This is a genomic window from Micromonospora qiuiae, assembly GCF_016863555.1.
GTDB lineage: Bacteria > Actinomycetota > Actinomycetes > Mycobacteriales > Micromonosporaceae > Micromonospora > Micromonospora qiuiae.
Genome location: NZ_BOPC01000003.1, coordinates 30,707 through 53,046, shown reverse-complemented (window position 1 = coordinate 53,046; position 22,340 = coordinate 30,707). Strand labels below are relative to the sequence as shown.

21 protein-coding genes are annotated in these 22,340 nt (G+C 72.4%); 17 read left to right on the top strand and 4 right to left on the bottom strand.

What is annotated here, in order from left to right; genetic code table 11:
- Nucleotides 1–84: 84 nt before the first annotated feature.
- Nucleotides 85–1,458 (bottom strand): serine/threonine-protein kinase, encoded by a 1,374-nt coding sequence (locus tag Vqi01_RS01055; RefSeq protein ID WP_204032061.1) that lies wholly within the window; start codon nucleotides 1,456–1,458, stop codon nucleotides 85–87.
- 398 nt (nucleotides 1,459–1,856) lie between these two features.
- On the opposite strand from Vqi01_RS01055, the gene Vqi01_RS01050 reads away from it, so the two are divergent.
- The 7 genes from Vqi01_RS01050 to Vqi01_RS01020 all read left to right on the top strand — a co-directional run bounded on the left by Vqi01_RS01050 (nucleotide 1,857) and on the right by Vqi01_RS01020 (nucleotide 8,554).
- Nucleotides 1,857–2,480, top strand: a complete 624-nt coding sequence (locus Vqi01_RS01050; protein ID WP_204032059.1) for an RNA polymerase sigma factor — start codon at nucleotides 1,857–1,859, stop codon at nucleotides 2,478–2,480.
- A 16-nt stretch (nucleotides 2,481–2,496) separates the two neighbouring features.
- Entirely contained in the window at nucleotides 2,497–3,252 is a 756-nt protein-coding gene (locus Vqi01_RS01045; RefSeq protein WP_204032057.1) for a hypothetical protein, read from the top strand.
- 182 nt (nucleotides 3,253–3,434) lie between these two features.
- Complete coding sequence (egtA, locus tag Vqi01_RS01040) at nucleotides 3,435–4,664, top strand: ergothioneine biosynthesis glutamate--cysteine ligase EgtA (RefSeq protein WP_204032055.1); 1,230 nt, start codon at nucleotides 3,435–3,437, stop codon at nucleotides 4,662–4,664.
- On the top strand, nucleotides 4,661–5,998 hold the full coding sequence (gene egtB / locus Vqi01_RS01035) for an ergothioneine biosynthesis protein EgtB (RefSeq protein ID WP_204032053.1): 1,338 nt from the start codon (nucleotides 4,661–4,663) through the stop codon (nucleotides 5,996–5,998). The genes egtA and egtB overlap by 4 nt, the downstream gene beginning before the upstream one ends.
- A gap of 22 nt (nucleotides 5,999–6,020) precedes the next feature.
- Complete coding sequence (gene egtC / locus Vqi01_RS01030) at nucleotides 6,021–6,767, top strand: ergothioneine biosynthesis protein EgtC (protein ID WP_204032052.1); 747 nt, start codon at nucleotides 6,021–6,023, stop codon at nucleotides 6,765–6,767.
- Nucleotides 6,768–6,805: 38 nt separating this feature from the next.
- Nucleotides 6,806–7,771: an L-histidine N(alpha)-methyltransferase gene (egtD, locus tag Vqi01_RS01025; protein ID WP_204032050.1), complete on the top strand. Its 966-nt coding sequence runs from the start codon at nucleotides 6,806–6,808 to the stop codon at nucleotides 7,769–7,771.
- A 195-nt stretch (nucleotides 7,772–7,966) separates the two neighbouring features.
- The gene (locus Vqi01_RS01020) at nucleotides 7,967–8,554 is read left to right on the top strand and encodes a TMEM165/GDT1 family protein (RefSeq protein WP_204032048.1); all 588 of its coding nucleotides are present in this window, start codon (nucleotides 7,967–7,969) and stop codon (nucleotides 8,552–8,554) included.
- A 147-nt stretch (nucleotides 8,555–8,701) separates the two neighbouring features.
- Here the strand turns inward: Vqi01_RS01020 and nhaA are convergent, their stop codons facing one another.
- On the bottom strand, nucleotides 8,702–10,030 hold the full coding sequence (gene nhaA, locus Vqi01_RS01015; RefSeq protein ID WP_204032046.1) for a Na+/H+ antiporter NhaA: 1,329 nt from the start codon (nucleotides 10,028–10,030) through the stop codon (nucleotides 8,702–8,704).
- 346 nt (nucleotides 10,031–10,376) lie between these two features.
- On the opposite strand from nhaA, the gene Vqi01_RS01010 reads away from it, so the two are divergent.
- Nucleotides 10,377–11,831 carry a tyrosine-protein kinase domain-containing protein gene (locus Vqi01_RS01010; RefSeq protein ID WP_204032044.1) on the top strand — a complete coding sequence of 485 codons (1,455 nt, stop codon included), beginning with the start codon at nucleotides 10,377–10,379 and terminating at the stop codon, nucleotides 11,829–11,831.
- Here Vqi01_RS01010 and Vqi01_RS01005 read toward each other — a convergent pair.
- Nucleotides 11,812–12,366 carry an arsenate reductase/protein-tyrosine-phosphatase family protein gene (locus tag Vqi01_RS01005; RefSeq protein ID WP_204032042.1) on the bottom strand — a complete coding sequence of 185 codons (555 nt, stop codon included), beginning with the start codon at nucleotides 12,364–12,366 and terminating at the stop codon, nucleotides 11,812–11,814. The genes Vqi01_RS01010 and Vqi01_RS01005 overlap by 20 nt on opposite strands.
- A 156-nt stretch (nucleotides 12,367–12,522) precedes the next feature.
- Between Vqi01_RS01005 and Vqi01_RS01000 the strand changes: the two genes are divergently transcribed.
- The 5 genes from Vqi01_RS01000 to Vqi01_RS00980 all read left to right on the top strand — a co-directional run bounded on the left by Vqi01_RS01000 (nucleotide 12,523) and on the right by Vqi01_RS00980 (nucleotide 18,194).
- Nucleotides 12,523–13,764 carry a glycosyltransferase family 4 protein gene (locus Vqi01_RS01000; protein WP_204032041.1) on the top strand — a complete coding sequence of 414 codons (1,242 nt, stop codon included), beginning with the start codon at nucleotides 12,523–12,525 and terminating at the stop codon, nucleotides 13,762–13,764.
- Nucleotides 13,765–13,851: 87 nt separating this feature from the next.
- Nucleotides 13,852–15,630, top strand: a complete 1,779-nt coding sequence (locus Vqi01_RS00995) for a DUF4012 domain-containing protein (protein ID WP_204032039.1) — start codon at nucleotides 13,852–13,854, stop codon at nucleotides 15,628–15,630.
- Nucleotides 15,631–15,664: 34 nt separating this feature from the next.
- Nucleotides 15,665–16,285, top strand: a complete 621-nt coding sequence (locus tag Vqi01_RS00990; RefSeq protein ID WP_239098093.1) for a hypothetical protein — start codon at nucleotides 15,665–15,667, stop codon at nucleotides 16,283–16,285.
- Nucleotides 16,286–16,528: 243 nt separating this feature from the next.
- Complete coding sequence (locus tag Vqi01_RS00985) at nucleotides 16,529–17,482, top strand: pirin family protein (RefSeq protein ID WP_204032036.1); 954 nt, start codon at nucleotides 16,529–16,531, stop codon at nucleotides 17,480–17,482.
- A gap of 49 nt (nucleotides 17,483–17,531) precedes the next feature.
- A complete protein-coding gene (locus tag Vqi01_RS00980; RefSeq protein ID WP_204032034.1) occupies nucleotides 17,532–18,194 on the top strand; it encodes a hypothetical protein in 663 nt (220 codons plus the stop codon).
- A gap of 218 nt (nucleotides 18,195–18,412) precedes the next feature.
- Here Vqi01_RS00980 and Vqi01_RS00975 read toward each other — a convergent pair whose 3' ends face one another.
- Nucleotides 18,413–18,685 carry a DUF2795 domain-containing protein gene (locus tag Vqi01_RS00975; RefSeq protein ID WP_204032032.1) on the bottom strand — a complete coding sequence of 91 codons (273 nt, stop codon included), beginning with the start codon at nucleotides 18,683–18,685 and terminating at the stop codon, nucleotides 18,413–18,415.
- Between the two features lie 143 nt (nucleotides 18,686–18,828).
- Between Vqi01_RS00975 and Vqi01_RS00970 the strand changes: the two genes are divergently transcribed.
- The 4 genes from Vqi01_RS00970 (at nucleotide 18,829) to Vqi01_RS00955 (ending at nucleotide 22,336) form a co-directional block, all read left to right on the top strand.
- Nucleotides 18,829–19,239, top strand: coding sequence for a DUF2267 domain-containing protein (locus tag Vqi01_RS00970; RefSeq protein ID WP_204032030.1), 411 nt, complete (start codon nucleotides 18,829–18,831; stop codon nucleotides 19,237–19,239).
- Between the two features lie 149 nt (nucleotides 19,240–19,388).
- Nucleotides 19,389–20,489: an acyltransferase family protein gene (locus tag Vqi01_RS00965; protein WP_204032029.1), complete on the top strand. Its 1,101-nt coding sequence runs from the start codon at nucleotides 19,389–19,391 to the stop codon at nucleotides 20,487–20,489.
- A gap of 178 nt (nucleotides 20,490–20,667) precedes the next feature.
- The gene (locus Vqi01_RS00960) at nucleotides 20,668–21,681 is read left to right on the top strand and encodes a TerC/Alx family metal homeostasis membrane protein (protein ID WP_204032027.1); all 1,014 of its coding nucleotides are present in this window, start codon (nucleotides 20,668–20,670) and stop codon (nucleotides 21,679–21,681) included.
- A 55-nt stretch (nucleotides 21,682–21,736) separates the two neighbouring features.
- Nucleotides 21,737–22,336 carry a sulfite oxidase-like oxidoreductase gene (locus Vqi01_RS00955; protein ID WP_204032020.1) on the top strand — a complete coding sequence of 200 codons (600 nt, stop codon included), beginning with the start codon at nucleotides 21,737–21,739 and terminating at the stop codon, nucleotides 22,334–22,336.
- Nucleotides 22,337–22,340: the final 4 nt, after the last annotated feature.

Sequence of the window (22,340 nt, the reverse complement as noted above, 5' to 3'; positions counted from 1 at the left end):
TAACCGCACGTGAGCAGACTAAAGCGTGCTGTTATGCCGGATGTCCGATTCGGTGATTTCCGGGAAAATCGCGAGGCATGGGAACTAGCCGGCGTTTCCCTCCCCGCCGCCGTCCCCGGGAGGTGCGGCGCTGGTCGCCGGCGGCGTGCTCGCCGGCGGCGTGCTCGGCGGCGGGGGCGTGGGGGTGCCCGGGCCGTCGGTCGGACCATCGTTGGACGGCGTCGGATCGGGCGACTCGGGTGTGGTCGGCGTGTGGGGCTGCGTCGTGGTTGGTGACGGTGACCGGGACCCGGTCGGGGTGGCCGTCGAGCCGGTCGGACGGTACGAGGGAGGCGCGGCCGGCGCGCTCTGGTCCTCGCTCGGCAACGGCTCCGCCTCAAGGCTGGTCTCGGTGCCCGGCAAGTTGGTCGGCACCGTCACCGCGGGAGTGTCGGCTGTGGTCGCCGCGTTGAGCGCGGCACCGAGCGCGACCAGCCCGACCGTCACGGCGGTGAGCGCGCCGATCAGCGTGCCGCGACGGCCCCCGCGGCCGGCCGGCGGGGCGTCCGCCGCCGTGACGTCGGCCCGGGTCTCCGGCCCGGCGTCGCGCAGCGCCGCGGCGGCCGGCACCATCGCGGTCGGCAGGGAGCTGTCCGACACCGCCGTCCGGGCGGCCTCCGCCATCGCCGCGCCGCTGCTGAACCGATCGGCGGGGTCTTTGGCCAGAGCTTGGGCGACCAGGACGCGTACCGCCTCCGGAATGTCGTGCGGCAGTTCCGGTGGCGGGTCGTCGAGATGCCGGACGGCCACCTGGAGCGGATTGTCGCCGGTGAACGGCGGGCTGCCGGTCAGGCAGCAGTAGGCGACCGCGCCGAGGGCGTACAGGTCGGTCGCGCCGGAGACCGGACGCCCGGCTGCCTGCTCGGGCGCCATGTAGAGCGCGGTGCCGGGGACCGCGTTCGTGCTGGTGATGCTGGTCACATTGGTCGAGCGGGCGACGCCGAAGTCGACGAGGACGACCGAACCGTTCTCCTGCACCAGCAGATTGCTCGGCTTGACGTCGCGGTGCACGATCCCGCCGAGATGGGCGGCGTGCAAGGCCTGCGCCGCCTGCGCCACGACCGACATGGTCTCGCTCACGGTCAGGCGGCCCTCGGCCTCGATCCGCTTCGACAGCGGCACGCCGGTGACGAATTCCATGACCAGGTAGTCGGCCCGGCCTCCGTCGGGCAGATCGTCCTCGCCGCAGTCGAAGACCTGGACGATCCCCGGATGGCGCAGCGCCGCCATGATCCGGGCCTCGGCCCGGAACCGGGCGATGAAGTCGGGGTCGGAGACCAGTGAGGGCAGCAGCACCTTGACCGCGACCTGCCGGCCCAGGATCAGATCGGTGCCGCGCCAGACGTCCCCCATGCCGCCGGTGGCGACACGCTCGTCCAGGCGGTAACGACCGCTGAGTACGACCTCCGAAGACAACACGGTTCCACCGTACCCACAGTGGTCGTGGACCACGCGTTTGCGGGTCCGGGATTCGGGGGCGTCGAGCGGCCTGGTCGTGGGCCTTTGCGTGACCCTGCCGACACATGGTGTCACAGGTTGCTCCCGCCGGGCGCACCGGGGGAGATACCGCTGCCGTCGGGGCGCGGAGGCGCCGCCGGCCGCCGGGCGGCGTCGTGTACCGTCGATTCGCCGTCCGGCCGGCAGCCGTTCATCTGCTCGTCCGGTCAGCGGCGCCGACCTGTCAGTCAACTGGCGGACGGGTCGACGGGGGCGGACCGGGGGAGCAGGTCCGGCCCACAAAGGTCCGGGCCCGCGCAGCGCGCGCCGGCCCGGCGGACGTCCCACGAGAGGGCCGGTGGAACGGAAGCGGCAGGGCCATGACCGGTGAGCTGAGCCAGGCCGTCGAGGCGGCCCAGGCCGGCGACGAGGACGCCTTTCGCCTTCTCTACCGTGGCCTTCAGCCTGGCCTGCTGCGTTACCTGACCGTCCTGGTCGGCGCGGACGCCGAGGACGTCGCGTCGGAGACGTGGCTTCAGGTGGCGCGCGACCTGCCCCACTTCACCGGTGGGGAGTTCCGGGCCTGGGTCGTCACTATCGGACGCAACCGGGCCATGGATCATCTGCGCCGGCAGCGCCGCCGCCCGGCGGTGTCGGTGCCGGTCCAGGAACTCGCCGAGTTGGCCGGGGACGCCGACACCGCCGAACGCGCCGGAGAGAGCCTCGGCACCGAGGCCGCCCTGGCCATGATCGCGAATTTGCCGCCCCGGGAGGCCGAGGCGGTTCTGCTACGGGCGGTCGTCGGGCTCGACGCCGCGACCGCCGGACGGATACTCGGCCGCCGGGCCGGGGCGGTACGCACCGCCGCCCACCGGGGACTGCGACGGTTGGCGCTGCTGCTCGACCAGCGAGCCGAGGCCGCCACGTCGTCCGGTCGGAGGGCGCCGGGTCCCCGTACCGGCCTGTCGCCGAAGGCGCCGCGCACCGAATCGGTGGACGGTTGACATGGGGAGACCGTGCATGATCCTGCGCTGGCTGGCTCGGTCCGGTGACCGAGCGGAGCATGAGCGGCTGCTCGACGACGCCCGCGGGCCGTGGGCCGGAGCACCGCCGTCCGGGCCGCCGGATCCGCTGGCGGGGCTGTTGCGGGCTGCCGCCGCCCCACCTCGTCCACGGGAACTCGCCGGCGAAGAGGCGGCGCTCGCCGCGTTCCGTGCGGCCCGGCAGGCCGCCGCCGGGGCACCGGCGGCCCGGCCGCTTCGGCGTCGGTTCACCGCCGGTGTGGTGCTCTGGCTCGCCGGCCTGGCGGCCACCGCCACCGCGGGCGCCGCGCTGGCGGCGGCCAACCTGGACCGTACGGAGGCGCCGCCGCCTCCGCCTCCGGCGTCCGCCACGGTCGCGCCGGTGCCCACCGGTGTCCCCGCAACCCCCACCGCCGACCGGCCCGGCGGCCGGACGCCGACGCCGACCGGAGCGCCGAGCGGTGCCGCGCCCGCGCCGACCTCGGCAAGCCCCGTACCCATCGAGGCGGAGCCGAGGGCGACGGCCCACCTCGGGCGGGGGAACTCCGGGCGCTGCAAGGCGTACCTGTCTAAGCCCGAGCGCCAACGGGAGAAGGCACTACGCACGCCCGGCTTCGACGAACTCGTGACTGCGGCCGGTGGTGCCGAGCACGTTCCGGCCTACTGCCGGCAACTGCTGGCCGAGACCGACCCGAATTGGCTGGCCAGGCAGGAGCCCGAGCCGGACGCGAGCACCAACGGCACCGAATCCTGAACATCCGCGCCGACGTCGGGCCGGCGTGCCGAAACCCGGATCGGTCACCCACACCGGAGGTGAATCACCTTCGGTGTGTGATTGACTACTGATGGACAGGAGGGGTAGCCGCCGAATACCCGGTGATGTCACCGGGGCGGATTACGGTGGCAGCGCCGGATCGCCGCCGGAAGGGCCGTCGCATGGTGATGTCGCCGGAACTGGACCGCGTCGTGGTGCTGCGCGACCGCGCCGCCGCCGCTCGGCACCTCGCCCGGATCTGCTTCAAGACCGGCCCGCCGACCTACACCGGGGTCGAGCTCGAATGGACGGTTCACGACGCCGTCGATCCCGCCAGACCCGTCGGCGCCGCGCGGCTGGCCGCGGCGTTGGGCCCCTACAGCCCCACCACGCTGGATCCGGCCAGCCCCGCCCGGCGACTGCTCCGGGGCGGTGCGGTGACCGTCGAGCCCGGTGGCCAACTGGAGATCTCCACCCCGCCGCGGGCCTCGGTCGCCGCTCTGGTCGAGGCCGCCCAGTCCGACATCGCTCAGCTCACCCGACTGCTGGAGGCGGCCGGCCTGTGCCTCGGCCGGGCCGGGATCGACCCGTACCGCTCACCCCGGCCGGTGCTCGACACTCCGCGCTACCGCGCCATGCGTCAGGTCTTCGACCGGCGTGGCCCGGCCGGGCGAACGATGATGTACAGCACCGCCGGTCTACAGGTCTGTCTGGACGCGGGCGAGCCCGAGCAACTCGCCGCCCGCTGGGCGCTGGTGCACGCGGTCGGCCCGCCGCTGCTGGCCGCCTTCGCCACCGCCGGCCGGCACGCCGGCCGGGACACCGGGTGGGCGTCGGCGCGGATGGTGACCTGGTGGCGCATCGACCCGGCCCGCACCGCCCCGGTCTGGACCCCGGGCGCCGACGCGGACCCGGTCACCGCGTGGACCGCGTACGTTCTCGGCGCCCCGCTGCTCTGCGTGCGCGACGACGGCGACTGGATCCCACCGCGAAACGTGACGTTCGCCGACTGGCTCGACGGCGCGCTGCCCCGGCCGCCCACTGTCGATGACCTGGAGTACCACGTGAGCACCCTCTTCCCACCGGTACGACCGCGCGGCTACCTCGAACTGCGTTATCTGGACGCGCAGCCGGGACGCGACTGGACGCTGCCGCTGGCGGTGCTCGCCGCCCTGTTCAGCGGCGCCGACACGGTCGACGCGGCGGCCGCGGTGAGCATGCCGGTGGCCGGAAGCTGGCGCGTGGCCGCCCGGCAAGGGCTGGGTGACCCGGCGCTGGCCTGCGCCGCCGCCGAACTGCTCGACCTGGCCGTGGCGGCGCTACCCCGGCTCGACCTGCCGGCGGCCCTGCACCACGAGATCGACCAGGGAGTACGACGGCGGCGGCAGGCCGCGACGAGGAGGCAAGGGTGACCGACGTCTTGACCGACCGGGGCGACGCGGAGCAGTTACGGAGCCGGATCGCGGCCGAGTTGGAGCGAACCCGGGCCCGGACCGCGCTGCTGACCGAGGCGGTGGACGACAACGACCTGGTGCGTCAGCACTCGCCACTGATGTCACCGCTGGTGTGGGACCTGGCCCATGTGGGCAACCAGGAGGAACTCTGGCTGGTCCGGGACGTCGGGGGGCGCGAGCCGGTCCGCTGCGACATCGACGACCTGTACGACGCTTTCAAGCAGCCCCGCCGGGACCGCCCGTCGCTGCCGCTGCTGCCGCCGGCCGAGGCGCGGGCGTACCTGGCCACGGTCCGTGAGAAGGTCCACGACCTGCTGGACCGGGTCGCCTTCGACAGCCGTCGGCTGGTCGCCGACGGGTTCGCCTTCGGGATGATCGTGCAGCACGAGCAGCAGCACGACGAGACGATGCTCGCCACCCACCAGCTGCGGGCCGGCCCGGCCGTGCTGCACGCGCCGCCGCCGCCCGAGCCGGTCGCGCGGGTGGCCGGCGAGGTGCTGGTGCCCGCGGGCCCGTTCGTCATGGGCACCGACACCGACCCGTGGGCGCTGGACAACGAACGCCCGGCCCACCGGGTGGAGCTGCCCGCGTACCTCATCGACGCCGCGCCGGTGACCAACGGGGCGTACCGCCAGTTCATCGCCGACGGCGGGTACGACGATCCCCGCTGGTGGAGCGGGCCCGGCTGGCGACACCGGCAAAAGGCCGGGCTGAGCGCGCCGATGCACTGGCGGCCCGACGGCGACAGTTGGGCGTACCGGCGCTTCGGCCGGTGGGACCGGGTCCGCGACGACGAGCCGGTGGTGCACGTCTGCTTCCACGAGGCGCAGGCGTACGCCGCGTGGGCGGGCAAGCGGCTGCCCACCGAGGCGGAGTGGGAGAAGGCGGCCCGCTGGGATCCGGCCACCGGCCGGTCCCGTCGCTATCCCTGGGGCGACGACGAGCCCACCGGTACGCGGGCCAACCTGGGGCAGCGGCATCTGTGGCCGGCGCCGGTCGGCGCCTACCCGGCCGGCGCCTCGCCGCTGGGCGTGCACCAGCTCATCGGTGACGTCTGGGAGTGGACCGCCACCCCGTTCCGGGGCTATCCCGGCTTCGCGGCCTTCCCCTACCGCGAGTATTCCGAGGTCTTCTTCGGCGACGACTACCAGGTGCTGCGCGGCGGCTCGTTCGGCACCGACCGGGCCGCCTGCCGGGGCACGTTCCGCAACTGGGACTATCCCATCCGGCGGCAGATCTTCAGCGGCTTCCGCTGCGCCCGCGACGCGCATCCGGAACAGGCCCACCGGTGACGGTCGCGGGACCGGCCGCCTGATGTGTCGCCATCTTGCCTACCTCGGGCCGCCGGTGACCCTGCGCGAGCTGCTTCTCGATCCGCCGTACTCGCTGTCGCGCCAGTCCTGGTCGCCGCGGGACATGCGCGGCGGGGGGACGATCAACGCGGACGGCTTCGGCGTCGCCTGGTATCCCGGCGACGGTCCGCCGGTGCGGTACCGGCGCGCCCAGCCGTTCTGGAGTGATTCGACCATCGCCGAACTCGCGGCCGTCACCTCGAGCGGCGCGGTGCTGGCCGCGGTGCGTTCCGCCACCGTCGGCATGCCGGTCGCTGACGGTGCCGCCGCGCCCTTCGCCGAGGGACGGTGGCTGTTCAGCCACAACGGTGTGGTGCGCGGCTGGCCGGACTCGATGGTCGCGCTCGCCGCCGAGCTGCCCATACGTGACCTGCTAACCCTCGACGCGGCCACCGACTCGGCGCTGCTGTGGGCGCTGGTCCGCGACCGGCTGCGCGCGGGCGTTGCCCCGGCGCGGGCGGTCGCCGACACGGTCACCTCGGTCGCCGCGGCCGCCCCCGGGTCACGGCTCAACCTGCTGCTCACCGACGGCCGCACAGTGATCGCCACGGCGGTCGGGCACGCGCTCTCCCTGCGCGCCACGCCGACCTCGGTGCTGCTGGCCTCCGAACCACACGACGACGAGCCGGGCTGGCGACAGGTGCCGGATGGCCAGCTCGTGCAAGCCACCGCGACCGAGGTGCGGCAGCGCACGATCGCGGCGCGGTGAGCCCGGCCGCTCGGGACATCACAGGGAAGGGGAAGTAGATGGGCGCGGAGCCGCTCGAGATCCACCTGGACGATCAGGACATCGTCCGCAGCCTGGGGCACGACGTGCGGGTCGGGCTGACCGCCGAGGCGAAATGGCTGCCCCCGAGATGGTTCTACGACGCTCGGGGCAGCGAGCTGTTCGACGAGATCACCCGGCTGCCCGAGTACTACCCGACCCGGGCCGAACGCGCGGTGCTGGCCGAGCGGGCGACCGAGATCGCCGACCTGAGTGGCGCGAAGACCCTCATCGAGCTCGGTTCTGGCTCGTCGGAGAAGACCCGACTGCTGCTGGACGCCTTCACCCGGCGCGGCGATCTGGGCACATTCGTGCCACTGGACGTGTCGATCGACGCCCTGCGGGCCTCCACCGCCAGGCTTGCCGCCGACTATCCGGGGCTGCGGGTGCGGGGCATCGTCGGGGACTTCACCCGCCACCTCGACCGGCTGCCCACCGGCGGCCGGCGACTGGTGGCCTTCCTCGGCGGCACCATCGGCAACCTGCTGCCGGACGAACGGGCCGAGTTCCTCGCCCGGATGCGGGCCGCGCTCGAACCGGGGGACTGGCTGCTGGTCGGCACCGATCTGGTCAAGGATCCGGCAGTGCTCGTGCCCGCGTACGACGACGCGGCGGGGGTGACCGCGGAGTTCAACCGCAACGTGCTTCGGGTGCTCAACCGGGAACTCGGTGCCGACTTCGATCCGGAGGCGTTCGCGCACGTCGCGCGCTGGGACCCGGACCGCGAATGGATCGAGATGCGGCTGCGTGCCGAGCGGCCGATGCGGGTGCGGGTGATCGACCTGGATGTCGACTTCGCTGCCGGGGAGGAGCTGCGTACCGAGGTGTCGGCCAAGTTCCGCCCCGAGGGGATCGCGGCCGAGCTGGCCGCCGCGGGATTCCGCGCCGAACGGTTCTGGGCTGACCCGGACGGCCGGTTCGGCGTGAGCCTGGCCCGGGCGGAGTGACCGGCCCGTGATCGGCTAGGCTGGCGGGCAACGAAGGGGAGTAGCCCGCAACGACGTGGTCGACATACTGGTGCGTTCCGCATCCGGCCACCCGGCCTCGTAGCGACGAGGCGGGCGAGACCTTCGACCAGGCTGTAACAGCCGGGTCGAGGGCGCCCCGGGCACCTTCTTCCCGGCCAGATCCGGAAGGACGTCATGGACGGGTTCCTCGTTGCGCTGGCGGTCAGCTTCGGCGTGATCTTCGTCGCCGAGCTGGGAGACAAGTCCCAGCTCATGGCCCTGGCCTTCGCCACCAGATATCGCACCGTGCCGATCCTGATCGGCATCACCGTCGCCACCGCCGTGGTGCACCTGGCCTCGGTGGCGATCGGTCACGGCCTCGGCGCCACCCTCCCCACCGGCTGGATCTCGCTGCTCGCGGGTCTGGCCTTCATCGGCTTCGGTTTGTGGACGCTGCGCGGCGACACGCTCACCGAGGAGGAGAAGCGCAAGGCCGCCAAGGGCGGCAAGTCGGCGGTGCTGACCGTCGGTGTCGCGTTCTTCCTGGCCGAACTCGGTGACAAGACAATGCTCGCGACGATCACGCTGGCCACCCAGTACGGCTGGTTCGGCACCTGGGTCGGCTCGACCGTCGGGATGGTCGCCGCGGACGCGCTCGCTATCCTCGTCGGCCGGCTACTCGGCCGCAAGCTGCCGGAACGGACCATCAAGTACGGCGCCGCCGCTCTCTTCGCCATCAGCGGCCTCTGGCTGATCATCGAGGCGGTCGCGCAGCTGAGGTGAGTCGGGGGCATGACGGACGGACCCGGCGCGGACTAGCCGTTCGACGGCTGGGTAAGGCGCCAGGGCCCATCCCGGGCGTCCGGCGAACCAGCCCAAGGGGCGCCCGGAGCCCGACGCCTGACCGTGGGGCCGCTGGTCGGCGGGCCGTCAGGTGCCGGGCTGCTGGTAGACGTCCGGCACGCCGTCCTGGTCGAGGTCGACCTGCTCCTTGCACGCGATCGCCCGGTAGGCCCGGTTGCGCCGGGACAGCACCACCGTGGCCAGTAGCGCCGAGATCAGCGAGCCGGCCAGCACGGCGGCCTTCACGTTGTCCCCCTCCCCGCTGTCGGAGCCGAAGGCGAGTTCGCCGATCAGCAGCGAGACGGTGAAGCCGATGCCGGCCAGCAACGACACGCCGAGCAGGTCCGACCAGGAGATGTCCTCGTCGAGTCGGGCCCGGCTGAACCGGGCCAGCAGGAAGGTCGACCCGAGGATGCCGACGCATTTGCCGATCACCAGACCGAGCACGACGCCGAGGACGATCGGATCGGTGACCACCGCGCCCAGGTCGGCACCGCGCAGGGACACCCCGGCGGCGAAGAACGCGAAGACCGGTACGACGAACCCGGCCGAGATCGGCCGCCACCGGTGTTCCAGACGCTCGGCGAGGCCGGGTGCGGGTCGCCCGTCGCGACCCTTGCCGGCGAGCACCGGAACGGTGAAGCCGAGCAGCACGCCGGCGACCGTGGCGTGCACGCCGGAGGAGTGCACCAACGCCCAGGCGACGGCCGCGAGCGGGATGAGCGCCCACCACCAGGTGCGGCGACGTTGCACCAGCAGCCCGAACAGCGCGATCGGCGCCACGGCGCCGAGCAGCGGGAGCAGGCTGAAGTCGTCGGTGTAGAAGACCGCGATGATGGTGATCGCGAGCAGGTCGTCGACCACCGCCAGGGTGAGCAGGAAGGCGCGTAGGCCCTGCGGCAGGTAGGCGCCGATCACGGCCAGCACGGCCAGCGCGAAGGCGATGTCGGTGGCGGTCGGGATGGCCCAGCCGCGTAGCCCCTCGCCGCCGGCGGCGAGGTTCACCCCCACATAGATCAGCGCCGGTATCATCATGCCGCCGACCGCCGCGATCACCGGCAGGGCAGCTCGGTGCGGGTCGCGCAGTTCGCCGGCGACGAACTCGCGCTTCAGTTCCAGGCCGACCACGAAGAAGAAGATGGCCAGTAGCCCGTCGGCGGCCCAGGTGGCCAGATCGAGGTCGAGGTGCAGCGCGGCGCCGCCGGTCCAGGGCACCCATCGGCCCAGTTCGGCGTAGGCGTCGCCCCAGGGCGAGTTCGCCCAGAGCAGCGCGGTCACGGCGCCGAACAGCAGCAGCGCGCCACCGACGGTCTCGGTGCGCAGCATGTCGGCCAGGAATCGGGCCTCCGGCCAGGAGGTACGCGTGAAGAGGCGGCGGACGCCGCGGTGCTCGGGGCGTGGGCTGTGGTCGGTCATGTGGAGGGTCCACCTCGTCGGTCGGGGGACAACAGCGTGTCATCGCCGACCAGCCTTCCCGGCACACCGTCCGTGATCCTATCCACCGCGCAACGGCCCGCCGCGCGGGTCCCGGCCCGTCGCGGAGCTCCACCCGCTGGTCGAGGTCCGCACTTTTCCGTGCCGAAGGCGATTCCGAGGGACCCATGGTCCGGTTGGTACTACCGGGCGTACTCCTCGTCAAGGAAACTGACAATCCAGGACACAAGCCTCTAAGGACCGCTTTAATAGCTTTACAAGATTGGTCGACCTTGGGAGTTTTTGTGAACTTTTTTGGTGTCGCCGGCCCGGCCCGGAGGCATGTCTGATGGACCTGGTCCGCCAACTGCGCCTCGTCCGCCGAAACTGGTGGATCATTCTGGTCACGCTTATGGTGTCCCTCGGCGTCACTGCCCTGGTCACCGTCCGGGCCCAACCGCGTTACCTCGCCACGGTCACTTTCTTCGTCACCACACCCAGCCAGGGCGTCACCGACGCCTACCAGGGCAGCCTTTTCCTCCAGCAGCGGGTGAAGTCCTACGAGGAGTTGCTGACCAGTGACCGGCTGGCGCAGAGCGTGGTGACCGACAACCAACTCGGGCTGACCGCCGAGCAGGTCCAGCGCCGGATCACGACCTCGACGGAGACCGGCACGGTCCTGCTCCAGGCGTCGGTGACGGACACCGATCAGACCCGGGCGCTGCGGGTCGTCGAGGCCCTCTCGGCGAGGTTCGTCGAACTCGTCAACAAGGTGGAGACCCGCCTGGACGGGACCCCGGGTCCGATCAAGATCGAGGTCATCGGCGGGCCCCGGGTCAGCCCGAGCCCGGTCTCGCCGCAGCCGGTCCGCAACATCCTCATCGGCACCCTGCTCGGCCTGCTGGCCGGGACGGGCCTGGCGATCCTGCGGGGCATGACCGACGTGCGGTTGCGGGACGCCGCCGCCCTGCGGCGGGTGACCGGCAGTCCGCTGCTCGGCGAGATACCGCTCGACCCCGCGGCCCGGACCGCCCCACTGATCGTCGGTGCTGCCGCGACCTCGGCCCGGGCCGAGGCCGTCCGCAAGCTGCGGACCAACCTGCGCTTCGTCGACGCGCACGAGCCGGCCCGGGTCATCGCCGTCACGAGCGCTCTGCAGGGCGAGGGGAAGAGCACCCTGTCCTGCAACCTGGCGATCGCCCTGGCTGAAGCGGGCTGGCGGGTGCTGCTGGTCGACGCGGATCTTCGCCGATCGAAGGTCGGCGATTATCTGGGCGTCGACTCCGCGGTCGGGCTGACCGATGTGTTGCTCGGGGACGTGCACGTCGGTGACGTGGTCCAGCGCTGGGGCGACAAGTCGCTGCTCGTGCTGCCCAGCGGGGCGACCCCGCCCAACCCGAGCGAACTGCTCGGCTCGAAGGCCATGGCCGATCTGCTGCTGACCCTGCGGGAGTCCGCCGACATCGTCATCATCGACACCGCGCCGTTGCTCGCGGTCACCGACGGCGTGGTGGTCGCCGTGCAGGCCGACGGTGCCCTGCTGATCAGCCAGCAGGGACGCACCGCACGGCCACAGGTGGCCGCCGCGGCCCGCGCGCTCGACGCGGTGTCCGTACGGCTGCTCGGCTGCGTGCTGAACATGGCGCGGACGCCCAAGTCCGAGGCGTACCAGTACGAGGCCTACCGGTTGGCAGCGACGCCACCGGCGGCGGCGAGCCGGGCCGCGGCGGGGCGGCACGCCGAGCGCGTGGGCGCCAACGACGCGGTCGAGCACGTCGAGGAACTCAGCCGGCTGTCCCGATGAGCGCCGCCAGCGGTCGCAGGCACCGTTCGATCTCCCGGGCGCAGTGCCGGAAGTCGTCGGGGGTGCCGGTGAGCGGGTCCCGCAGGTCGTCGGCGTCCCCGAGGGCCGGTTGCAGCCGCCCTCGGGCCAGCGCGGCGGCTGCCACCGCCGCCCGCAGTGGGTCGGCGTGCTCCTGTACCGGTGGCTCGACGGCCGCGATCAGCCGGCCGAACTGGCGCAGCGTGAACGTGCGGTGCAACGCCGCCGGCGCCAGCGCGGTGCAGACGGAGCGCTGGCGCCGGGTCGCGGTCAGCACCAGCGCCGCGTGGTTGAGGTGCTCGGGCGCCAGTCGGCGGCTGCGGAAGCCTGCCGGATCCGCGCCCATCTCGGCGGCGATCCGGGCCGCGAACGGGTGCATGGCCAGCCCGGCCACGGCGTCGGTGCCGGCGCTGGCCACCGTCACCGGCCAGCCGGCGAGCAGCCGGCGCGCGGTGTACTCGGCCATCGGCGAGCGGCACAGGTTGGCGTGGCAGACGAACAGCACTGCGGTGGCCATGTGGAACCCCTTCGACGATGCGGTCGCGGCCGGCGCGGCGATCCGGGACAGTCGCCGCCGACCGCCTCGGGAGGGGTTGCCGGCATCGTACGCAGCCGTGGTGCCGGTGGTCCCCGGCGCCGCGCCGAATCGGCCGGCCGTGACGGGGGTGCGAGGGTGCGGATCGGGATCCTGACGTACCACTTTCCGCCGGAGCCGGCGTTCATACCCGGCAGCCTGGCCGAGGAACTGGCCGCCCGGGGCCACGAGGTGCGGGTGCTCACCGGTTTTCCCGACTACCCCGGCGGGCACGCCTATCCGGGTTGGCGCCAGCGCTGGCGGCACGAGACCCACGACCGAGGGCTGACCGTGCGGCGGGTTCTGCGGTACAGCACCGGCGACGATGGCATGCGCGGCCGGATGGCGTCCTGGCTCTCCTTCGCCGGGAGCGCGGCGCTGGTCGGGCGCCGCTACCTCGCCGGCGTCGACGCGCTGTACGTGTACCAGCCGCCGGCCGCGGCGTTCGCCACGGCGGCGCTGCTACGCCTGCTCGGTCGGGTGCCGGTCGTCCTGCACGTGCCGGACGTGTGGCCGGAGCAGGCGGTGGACGGCTCTGACGACGGGCGGTGGGCGGCGCGGGTGCGTGCCGCCATGATCCGCACCTACCGCTCCGCCACCCTGGTGGCGGTCACCGCGCCGTCGTTGCGCGATGCCGTCGTCGCGCTCGGCGTCGACCCGGACCGGGTCCGGCTGGTGCTCAACTGGACCGAGGAGCGGATCTTTCAGCCCAAGACGGCCAGCGCGGCCGCGCGCCGGCTGGTCCGCCGCGACGAGCGGTGCGTGGTGATGTACGCGGGCACGATCGGTGCCCGGCAGGGGCTGATGACGGCGGTACGGGCGGCGGCGGCCCTCCCCGGCACCGTGGACGTGGTCCTGGTCGGTTCGGGCGCGGACGAGCCGCGGGTGCGCGGGCTCGCCGCCGAGCTGCGGGCCGACAACGTGCGGTTCGTGGAGCGGCGGTCCCCGCTGGACATGCCCGAGTTGTATGCGGCGGCCGACTACCAGCTGGTGATGCTGCGTGACCTGCCGGAGCTGCACAGCAGCGTACCGGCCAAGCTCCCGGCGGTGCTGTCGTGCGGCGTGCCGGTGGTGGCATCGGCCGGCGGCGACACCGCTGCCCTGGTCGAGCGGACCCGCGCCGGGCTGTCCTGCCCGCCGGAGGACTGGGCGAGCTTGGCCGACCGGTTCTGGCTGGCGGCGCACATTCCTCCGCCGGCCCGAGTCGAGATGGGCCGGCGCGGCCGGGAGGCCTACCTGCGGGAGATGTCGCTGCCGGCCGGGGTGGACCGGATCGAGCGGCTGCTGCGGGAATCGGTTGCCGCCGCCCGCCCGGAACAACAGCGAATAAAACTCTCATAGCTTCTTAAAACACTATTCGAGCCGCAAAAGCCGTATCAGGTGTTAGAACAATGGTGCCTTCTGTCCGTTTCGGCAAGCGAGGTGGTTGTGACGGAGCACGAGACTTCGCAACGCCGTCGGCGTCGCCGTCGGCGCGTACGCCTGCGTCGTGCGCTGCTCGGCTCGCTGGTGGTCGGCTCGCTGGTGTTGAGCCTCGCCGGATGGGTCGGGTTCCGGGGCTGGCAGGCCCGCACCCACCTGGTCAACGCCACCGGGCTCGCCGGCGCGCTGAGCGCTCACCTGGTCAGCGGCGACGTCGACCGGGCCCAGCGTGCCCTCGCCGCGCTCCAGGAACAGTCCAGGGCGGCCCGCCGGGCCACCGGGGATCCCGGATGGCGGTTGGGCCGGCAGGTGCCGTACGCCGGGGCCAACCTCTCGGCGGTGCGGCAGATTGCCATCGCGGTCGACGACCTGGCTCGCCAGGCTCTTCCGGCGCTGGTGCGGGTCGACCTCGGTGGCCTGCTGCCCCACGATGGTCGGCTGGACCTGGCCGGACTGGGAGCGATCAGCGACGAGCTGGTCGAGGTGGACGCGGCGGTGCAGCGGACCCGGGCCGAGCTCGCCGCAGTCAACGGCGACCGGCTGCTCCGACAGGTCCGGCTGGCGCTTGAGACGTTACGCGGCGAACTCGACCGGTTGGCCACGATGACCTCGGCGGCCGAGCGGGCCGGCCGGCTGCTGCCGCCGTTACTCGGCGCGGACGGCCCGCGGCGCTATCTGCTGGTGTCCCAGAACCTCGCCGAGCTGCGCGCCACGGGCGGCATCTTCGGTGCGTACGCCGTGATCGAGGCGAACCGGGGCCAGGTCCGGATGGGTGCCCAGGGCAGCGGCGCGAGTATCGGCATGTTCACCACTCCGCTGAAGATCCCGGCCGAGGTGCGCGCCCTCTGGGGCGAACTGCCCGGCACCTATCCCGCGGATGTCAACCTCAGCCCGCACTTCCCGACCGCAGCGGCGCTGCTGCGGGAGATGTACCGACGGCACAGCGGCGAGAGCGTCGACGGGGTGCTCGCCGTCGACCCGGTGGCGCTGTCGCATTTGTTGGCCGCCACCGGTCCGGTGCGGGTGGTCGGTGGGGTGTCGCTGAGCGCCGAGAACGCGGTCCGGACTCTGCTCGGCGACACCTACCAGCGAGTGACGGACCCGGCCGAGCAGGACGCCTTTTTCGCCGCTGCGGCGGCGGCCGTGTTTGATGTCCTCTTCACACGAAAGATTCCCCCTAGCGGCCTTGTGGCCGCTTTAGACCGTTCTGTGCAGGAACGTCGGTTATTGTTCTGGAGTGCCCGACCGGAGGAGCAGCGGACGTTCGGCGACAGCCGGATGGCCGGGACGCTTCCGGAACAGGACACCGTGCCGACGGTCGGCGTGTTCCTCAACGACGGCAGCGGCGCGAAGCTCGGCTACTACCTACGGCAGACCGCCGACCTGGTGGTCGGCGACTGCCAGAGCGATCGGCGCCGGGAACTCAGGCTCCGGGTGATCATCCGGTCCACCGCGCCGGCGTCCGGACTCAGCAAGTCCGTGCTCGGTCTGGCGATGGCCGGGGATCCGTACACGATCCGGACCCTGGTCTCGGTCTACGGCCCGGCCGGCGGGGCGGTGCTCGATGCCCACCTCGACGGAGCCCGGACGCCGGTGGCCACCGGCACCGAGCGGCGCCGGCAGGTAGCGACGGTGAACGTCGAGGTCGGCCCCGGGGAATCCCGAACCCTGGAGATTGCCCTGCTGACCGGACCGACGGACAGCGGAACCGCCGAGCTGTGGCTGACCCCGACTGCCACCCCGTGGACCACCCATGTTGTCACCGCATCCAGCTGTTCACAGTAGGAGGGAACGAATAATGCGGCTAACCCGCATCATCATGGCAATCACGGTCGGAATGGCCGTGGTGGCTGTGCCGGCCGCGGCGGGGGCGGCACAGCCGCAGCCGCAGCCGACATCCACACTTCCCGGTCCGCCACAGCCGTATCCGCCGGGCCCGGCGTCGCTGACACTGAGCGACCCGAGCGTCTTCGTTGGCGAGACGGTGGACATCATCGGACGCAACTTCGGTCCGAACGAGACGGTGGACATCGTGATCGTACGGCGCCCGATGGATGGTGGCGGCGCGGGCGGCGGCGCCCCGAGCGACGATCCGGACACCGAATCCGAGGACCGCGCCTCCGACACCACCACCCTGACCGCCCGGACCAACTCGCGGGGCGAGTTCGTCCGGCCGTTCACGCCGCGACGGACCGGGGTGTACACCATCACGGCCACCGGGCGTACGTCGGGCCTCAGCGCCTCCACCGAGTTGCGGGTGCTGCGCCGGCACCACGAGCCGCCGCACCACAAGCCGCCGCACCACCTGCCGGTGACCGGCAGCAGCCTGGAGACGCCGATGAAGATCGGTGGCGGGCTCGTCGCGACGGGCACGCTCCTGCTGCTCGGCACGGTGCTGTGGCGGCGGCGCAACCGCCTCGGCGCGGGTGGCACCCACTGACCCCAGCACGCCGGGCAGGGCCCGGCACGCACCGGGTGCCGGTGCCCGCCGGAGAGATCCGGCGGGCACCGGCCCGTTCGTGTCCGCGTCCGTGGGCGAGGTCGAGGTGCTGCTCAACGTCCGAGTGACCTGGAGGCTGCGAATCACCGGCGGGCCCCGCTGGGGCCGTCGACCGGCTCAGCGGCGCGGCTGCCAGGTGGCTGGGGCAGGCGTAGAGTCGGCACGTGGAGCTGTACCGAGTCGATGCCCGCGCAGACCCGTCCGCCGGGTGTAGCCACCGCCGATCCCGGCAGCCTCCTGCTGCCCGGCCACGACGTGCCGCTGGGCCGCTACACCACGGTGCGTCGGCTGCTGCCGCAGCGTACCCGGCGGATGGTCGGCGCCTGGTGCTTCGTGGACCATTTCGGCCCCGACGACGTGGCCGAGCGGCCGGGCATGGAGGTGCCACCGCATCCGCACACCGGCCTGCAGACGGTGACCTGGCTGCTGGACGGCGAGATCCTGCATCGCGACAGCCTCGGCAACGTCCAACCGATCCGTCCCGGCCAGCTGAACGTGATGACCTCCGGCCACGGCATCGCGCACTCCGAGCGATCCCCGGCCGAGCGCCCGCCGCTGATGCACGGCGTGCAGCTGTGGGTGGCACTGCCCGATGAGGCACGGTCCGGCGCGGCCGACTTCGCCCACCACGCCGAGTTGCCCCGCTGGCGCGACGGTGAGCTGGGCGTGACCCTGCTGGTGGGCGAGTTCGGTGGTGAGCGCTCACCGGCCCAGGTCTACACGCCCCTGCTCGGCGCAGAACTGGAGTTGGGCGGTGTTGACCCGGTCGGGCTGCCCCTGCGCCGCGACTTCGAGTACGCGCTGCTGGCCCTCGACGGCACCGCCGAGGTGGACGGCGTGTCGGTCGCGCCCGGTGCGCTGCTCTGGCTCGGCGCGGGCCGGGACGCCCTCGCCGTGCGCGGCATCCCCGGCACCCGGTTGCTGCTGCTCGGCGGCGCGCCCTTCGCCGAACCTCTGGTGATGTGGTGGAACTTCGTCGGCCGCAGCCACGAGGAGATCATGGCCGCCCGGGAGGACTGGATGGCCGGGCGGCGCTTCGGGGTCGTCACCGCCGACCCCGACCCGCCGCTGCCCGCCCCCGCGCTGCCCACCGTCCGGCTCAAGGCCCGGGACCGCGCTGGCGGCCTGCGGGACTGACCTGGGCGGCGCGCAGGCGTGACCGGCCGGGACGCGGGTAGTAGCCGGCATGCCCACCACAGTCTCCACCGTCGAGGACAGGAAGCGTCTGGTACGCCGGCTCGCCGGCAGCGGCCGAGGCTTCGCCGAGCAGTACGGCTTCCGGGTCACCAACAATCCGTCCAACCTGTTCCAACTGCTCTGCCTCGCGGTCCTGCTGGCCCGCCGGGGCGACTACCGACGCGCCCTGGACAGCGCCCACGCGTTGCCGGACGCCGGCTGGGACAGCGCGGCCCGGTTGGCCCGCTCGCTGCACGCCGAACGGGTCCGGGTGCTGCGCGACAGCGGTCAGCGCGGGGATGTCGACGCCTTGGCCGATCTGCTCGGCGATCTCGCCCGCCGCATCGTGGAACGCTATCGGGGCGACCTGCGGCGGCTGCGCTCGACGGCCGGCCACGACCCGTCCCGCGAGCGGGCGCTGCTCGCCGAGCTGCCCGGAGTGGACGGTCAGGTGGTCGACCTGTTTCTGCGCGAGGTGCAGGCGTTGTGGGCGGAGGTCGCTCCCGTTGCCGACCGGCGGGCGCTCACCGCGGCCCGCCGGCTCGGATTGGGCCGCTCCGCCGAGGACCTGGCCGGGCTGGCGGGCGGTGGCGAGTCGGAGCGGCTCGCCTGGCTGGTCGGGGCGCTCGCCCGGGTAGACCTGGAGCAGCGGTACGCCGAACTGACCGGATGAGACCTTTGTTTGGCACCCCCCTGACCGTTCGGCCGATGGCGTGCCGTATGATGATCGCAGTAGCAGCGGCTGCCCGGTTCGGACAGCCGTAGGCCGCCTGGTGGTCGGGACCCGGTTCGGGTGCCACACCACCAGGGCAGGTGGTGCTCAGCGGCGGCCCCCGGTCGCGGTTCGCGGCCGGGGCGTCCGCCGGAGTCGACCGATGCCCGCCCGGCCCGTCAGATGCTGCGAAGATGCTCCGACACCCGCTGGTGCCGCTTGTCTCGGGCTCGTGCGGCGTGCTGCGCGTCGGTCACCTCGGGGGCGGCCTCGATGCCGGCAGACCGGGCCACCTCGGCGCCGTTGGCGTAGTCGACCGGCGGCAGGGCACGCAGGGCGCGCAGCACGTCCGGCGGGGCTTTCGCGCGTTCGGCTTCGCGTACCACGTCGTCCTTCCCGGCCGGGTAGTCCAGGCTGGACAGGTACTTCAGGACCTCGGCGTAACTCGCCATGTTGTCGGCTCCTCCCGGGTTTCGCTCCGGCCACGACCGGGCGCGGTTACCCACCCGGGCGCCCGTCACGCGCCGCCGGGCCGGGAAATCCGCACCGTTTTCGGCCCGGCAGGCCGGGTAACCGCTTCCCGAGGGGGTAGCTGATGGACTACGACACGTTCGTCGATCAGGTCGCCCGGCGAACCGGCACGTCGTGGCAGCGGGCGGCGGAACTGATCCGGGCGACGCTGGCGACGCTGGCCGAGCGGCTGACCGGCGGCGAGGTGCTGGACCTCGCGGTCCAGTTGCCCGAGCCGCTGCGACCGCCGCTGCGTCCGACGCCCGACACCGAGGCGGCCGAGCGGTTCGGCGCGGCCGAGTTCGTCGCGCGGGTGGCTCTCCGCGGCGGCATCGAGGAGTCGGCGGCCCGCGATGTCGCCAGCGCGGTCTTCAGCACCCTGCGCGAGGCGGTCACCGGTGGCGAGTTCGACGAACTGGTCGTCCGGCTGCCGCGCGACTACCGCGAACTGGTCGAACCGGCTCTGGCGCCCGGCGCGGCATTGCGCCGCCGCTGAAGCCGCACCTGCACGTCGGCCAGTGGTCCGGCGGACAGCTTCGCGTTCTGTGACGGTGCCGAGGGCGGCCGGGATCATCAGCTCTGTGCTACCAGGTCGTGACTGATACCTGATATTCGTCGCCGGTGTTGTCCATTACCGTCGCCCGGGTGACCCCGCCGACGGTAACCCGCCTCGAGTCGCTGACCGGCCTCCGCGCCATCGCCGCTGCCGCCGTGTTCGGCTTTCACGCGCTGGCCGTCGGCCTCGTCGACACCCCGGTCGCGCAGTGGTTGTTCCGGCAGGGCGCAACCGGCGTGTCGTTCTTCTTCCTGCTCTCCGGTTTCGTGCTGGCCTGGTCCACCCGACCGGGTGACACGATGCGCCGGTTCTGGCAACGCCGCCTGGCGAAGGTGTGGCCCAACCATGCCGCCGCCTGGGCCGTCGCCCTCGCCGGTCTGGTCGCGGCCGGCACCACCGTCGGCGTCGGGACCGCCCTGGCGACCCTGCTGCTGCTTCAGGCGTGGGTCCCGGACGAGGGCGTCTACTTCGGCGTGAACACCGTGGCGTGGAGCTTGTCCTGCGAAGCCTTCTTCTACGCTCTGTTCCCCGCGCTGTGGGCGCTGGCCCGCCGGTTACCCGAGCGGGCGCTGTGGCCCACCCTCGCCGGTGTGCTCGCCCTCGTGTGGATCGTCCCCGCTGCCGCCCTCACCATCCCCGCCGATCTGCGCTACTGGGCGATCTGGGTACTTCCCGCAGCTCGGCTGCCCGAGTTCGTCGCCGGCATCCTCCTCGCCCGGCTCGTCGCCGCCGGCAGATGGCCCAGGTGGGCAAGCGTCGGGCGGGTCGCTGTCCTGGTCGTCGCCGCCTACCTCGCCAGCTGGTGGTTGCCGGAATTGTGGCGGCTCGTCGCCGGCACCGTCGTCCCGCTGGCGTTGCTGGTCGCTGCCGTTGCCGCCCGCGACGTCCAGGGCCGGCGGAGCTGGCTGCGGTCCCGGCCCGCCGTCGTGGCGGGGGAGTGGTCGTATGCGTTCTACCTGCTGCACCTGCTGGTCCTCAGCGTGCTGGTGAAGGCGGTCGGCGACAACCGGCCGCTCTTGGTCGAACTGGCGGTGGTGCTGGTAGCGCTGGCCGTCGCGGTGGCCGCGTCGGGTGCGATGTACCGGCTGGTGGAGGTGCCGGGCATGCGGCTGCTTCGCCCCCGACCGATCGCGCCAATTCCCGACTCGACTGCCCGGCCGGGGGTGTTGTCCAGTCGGTCGGGCGGGTGATCAGAGTCCCCCGCCTGGCGGGTCGAATCCGGCTGCCCTAATCTAAGGCACCACGAGGGGAGTACTTCCCACGAACCATACCGGTCAGTACGGCGCGCCCGGGGTGCGCCTCGGGTGGTTGCCCGCGAAAGGCGGGTGAAGGAGACCTCGAACATGCCACGGTGTTCGAGGAGGCTCCATGTCCGATTTCCCTGTCGCGGCCAAGTTGCAGTCGGTGGGCACCCCGTCGCTCTGGGTGATCACCATCGCCGGTGTGATCGCGCTGCTGGTGCTCGACTTTCTGCTCACGCGACGCCCGCACGAGGTCAGACTCAAGGAAGCGCTCGGCTGGTCGGCGTTCTACATAGCCCTGCCGTTGGCCTTCGCCGCCTGGGTCTGGGCCGAGTTCGGCTCGGAACGGGGCTTCGAGTACCTCACCGGGTACCTGGTGGAGAAATCGCTGTCGGTCGACAACCTCTTCGTCTTCATGCTGCTGCTGGCCGCCTTCGCGGTGCCGGGCGTGCTGGCCCAGCGGGTGCTGCTGTTCGGCATCACCGGCGCGCTGGTGCTGCGTGGCGTCTTCATCGCCCTGGGCGCGGCGGCGTTGCAGACCCTCGACTTCGCCTTCCTGATCTTCGCGCTGATCCTGCTGTTCACCGCGGCCAAGCTGCTGCGCGACGCCTTCACCGGCCACGAGCAGTCGGTCGACATCGGCACCATGCGCTCGGTGCGCCTGCTACGCCGCTTCATGCCGGTGGTCAACGAGTACCACGGCACGAAGATGACGGTGCGGGTCGACGGCCGCCGGGCGCTGACGCCACTGGCGTTGGTGGTGGTCGCGGTGCTCGCCACCGACGTGGTCTTCGCCGTCGACTCGGTGCCGGCCGTCTACGGCATCACCGAGGACCCGTACCTCGTCTTCGCCACCAACGCCTTTGCCCTGCTGGGCCTGCGGGCGCTCTACTTCGTGCTGCACGCGGCGCTGAGCCGGCTGGTCCACCTCACCTACGGCCTGGCCATCATCCTGGCCTTCATCGGCGTCAAGCTCGGCCTGCACTGGGCGCACGGCATCTGGGAGGGCGTCCCGCAGATCCCCACCGTGGCCTCGCTCCTGGTCATCGTCGGCGTGCTGACCGTGGTCACCATCACCAGCCTGCGCGCCACCCGCAACGTCGTGCCGGGCTCCAAGGAGGTCGTGACCGAACGGCGGTGAACGCTCGCCCGGCCGAAGCCGCGTGTCGCGGCGTCCGACATGGTACGAATTGGCGGTGGGCATCGTCACGCCGGGCTTCACGGGCCGGCCCCGTTCCGGGGCGCCGGAGCTGCCGCCCGGGCAGTACCTCACCCCGGACTTTCCCGTTCTCTCCGCCGGCCCGACGCCCCGGGTGCCACACGAGAGCTGGGAGTTCGTCATCACCACCGAGACCGGCGCCGAATACCGGTGGAGCTGGGCGGAGATGATGGCACTGCCGCAGGAGACGCCGACCGTCGACATCCACTGCGTGACCCGGTGGTCGAAGCTCGGCACCAGTTGGCAGGGCGTGTCCCTGGACACCCTGCTCGACGGGGTGGACACCGCCGCCGCGTACGCCCTGGCCCACTCCTACGGCGGCTACAGCACCAACCTGCCCCTGGACGACCTGCGCGCCGGGCGGGCCTGGCTGGTGCACACCTACGACGGTGCGGACCTGCCCGCCGAACACGGCGGCCCGGCCCGGCTGCTGGTGCCGCACCTGTACTTCTGGAAGTCGGCCAAGTGGGTACGCGGCATCCGGCTGGGCCTGGAGGACACCCCGGGGTTCTGGGAGACCGCCGGCTACCACGACTACGGTGATCCGTGGCGTGAGCAGCGGTACCAGGGCGATTGACCGG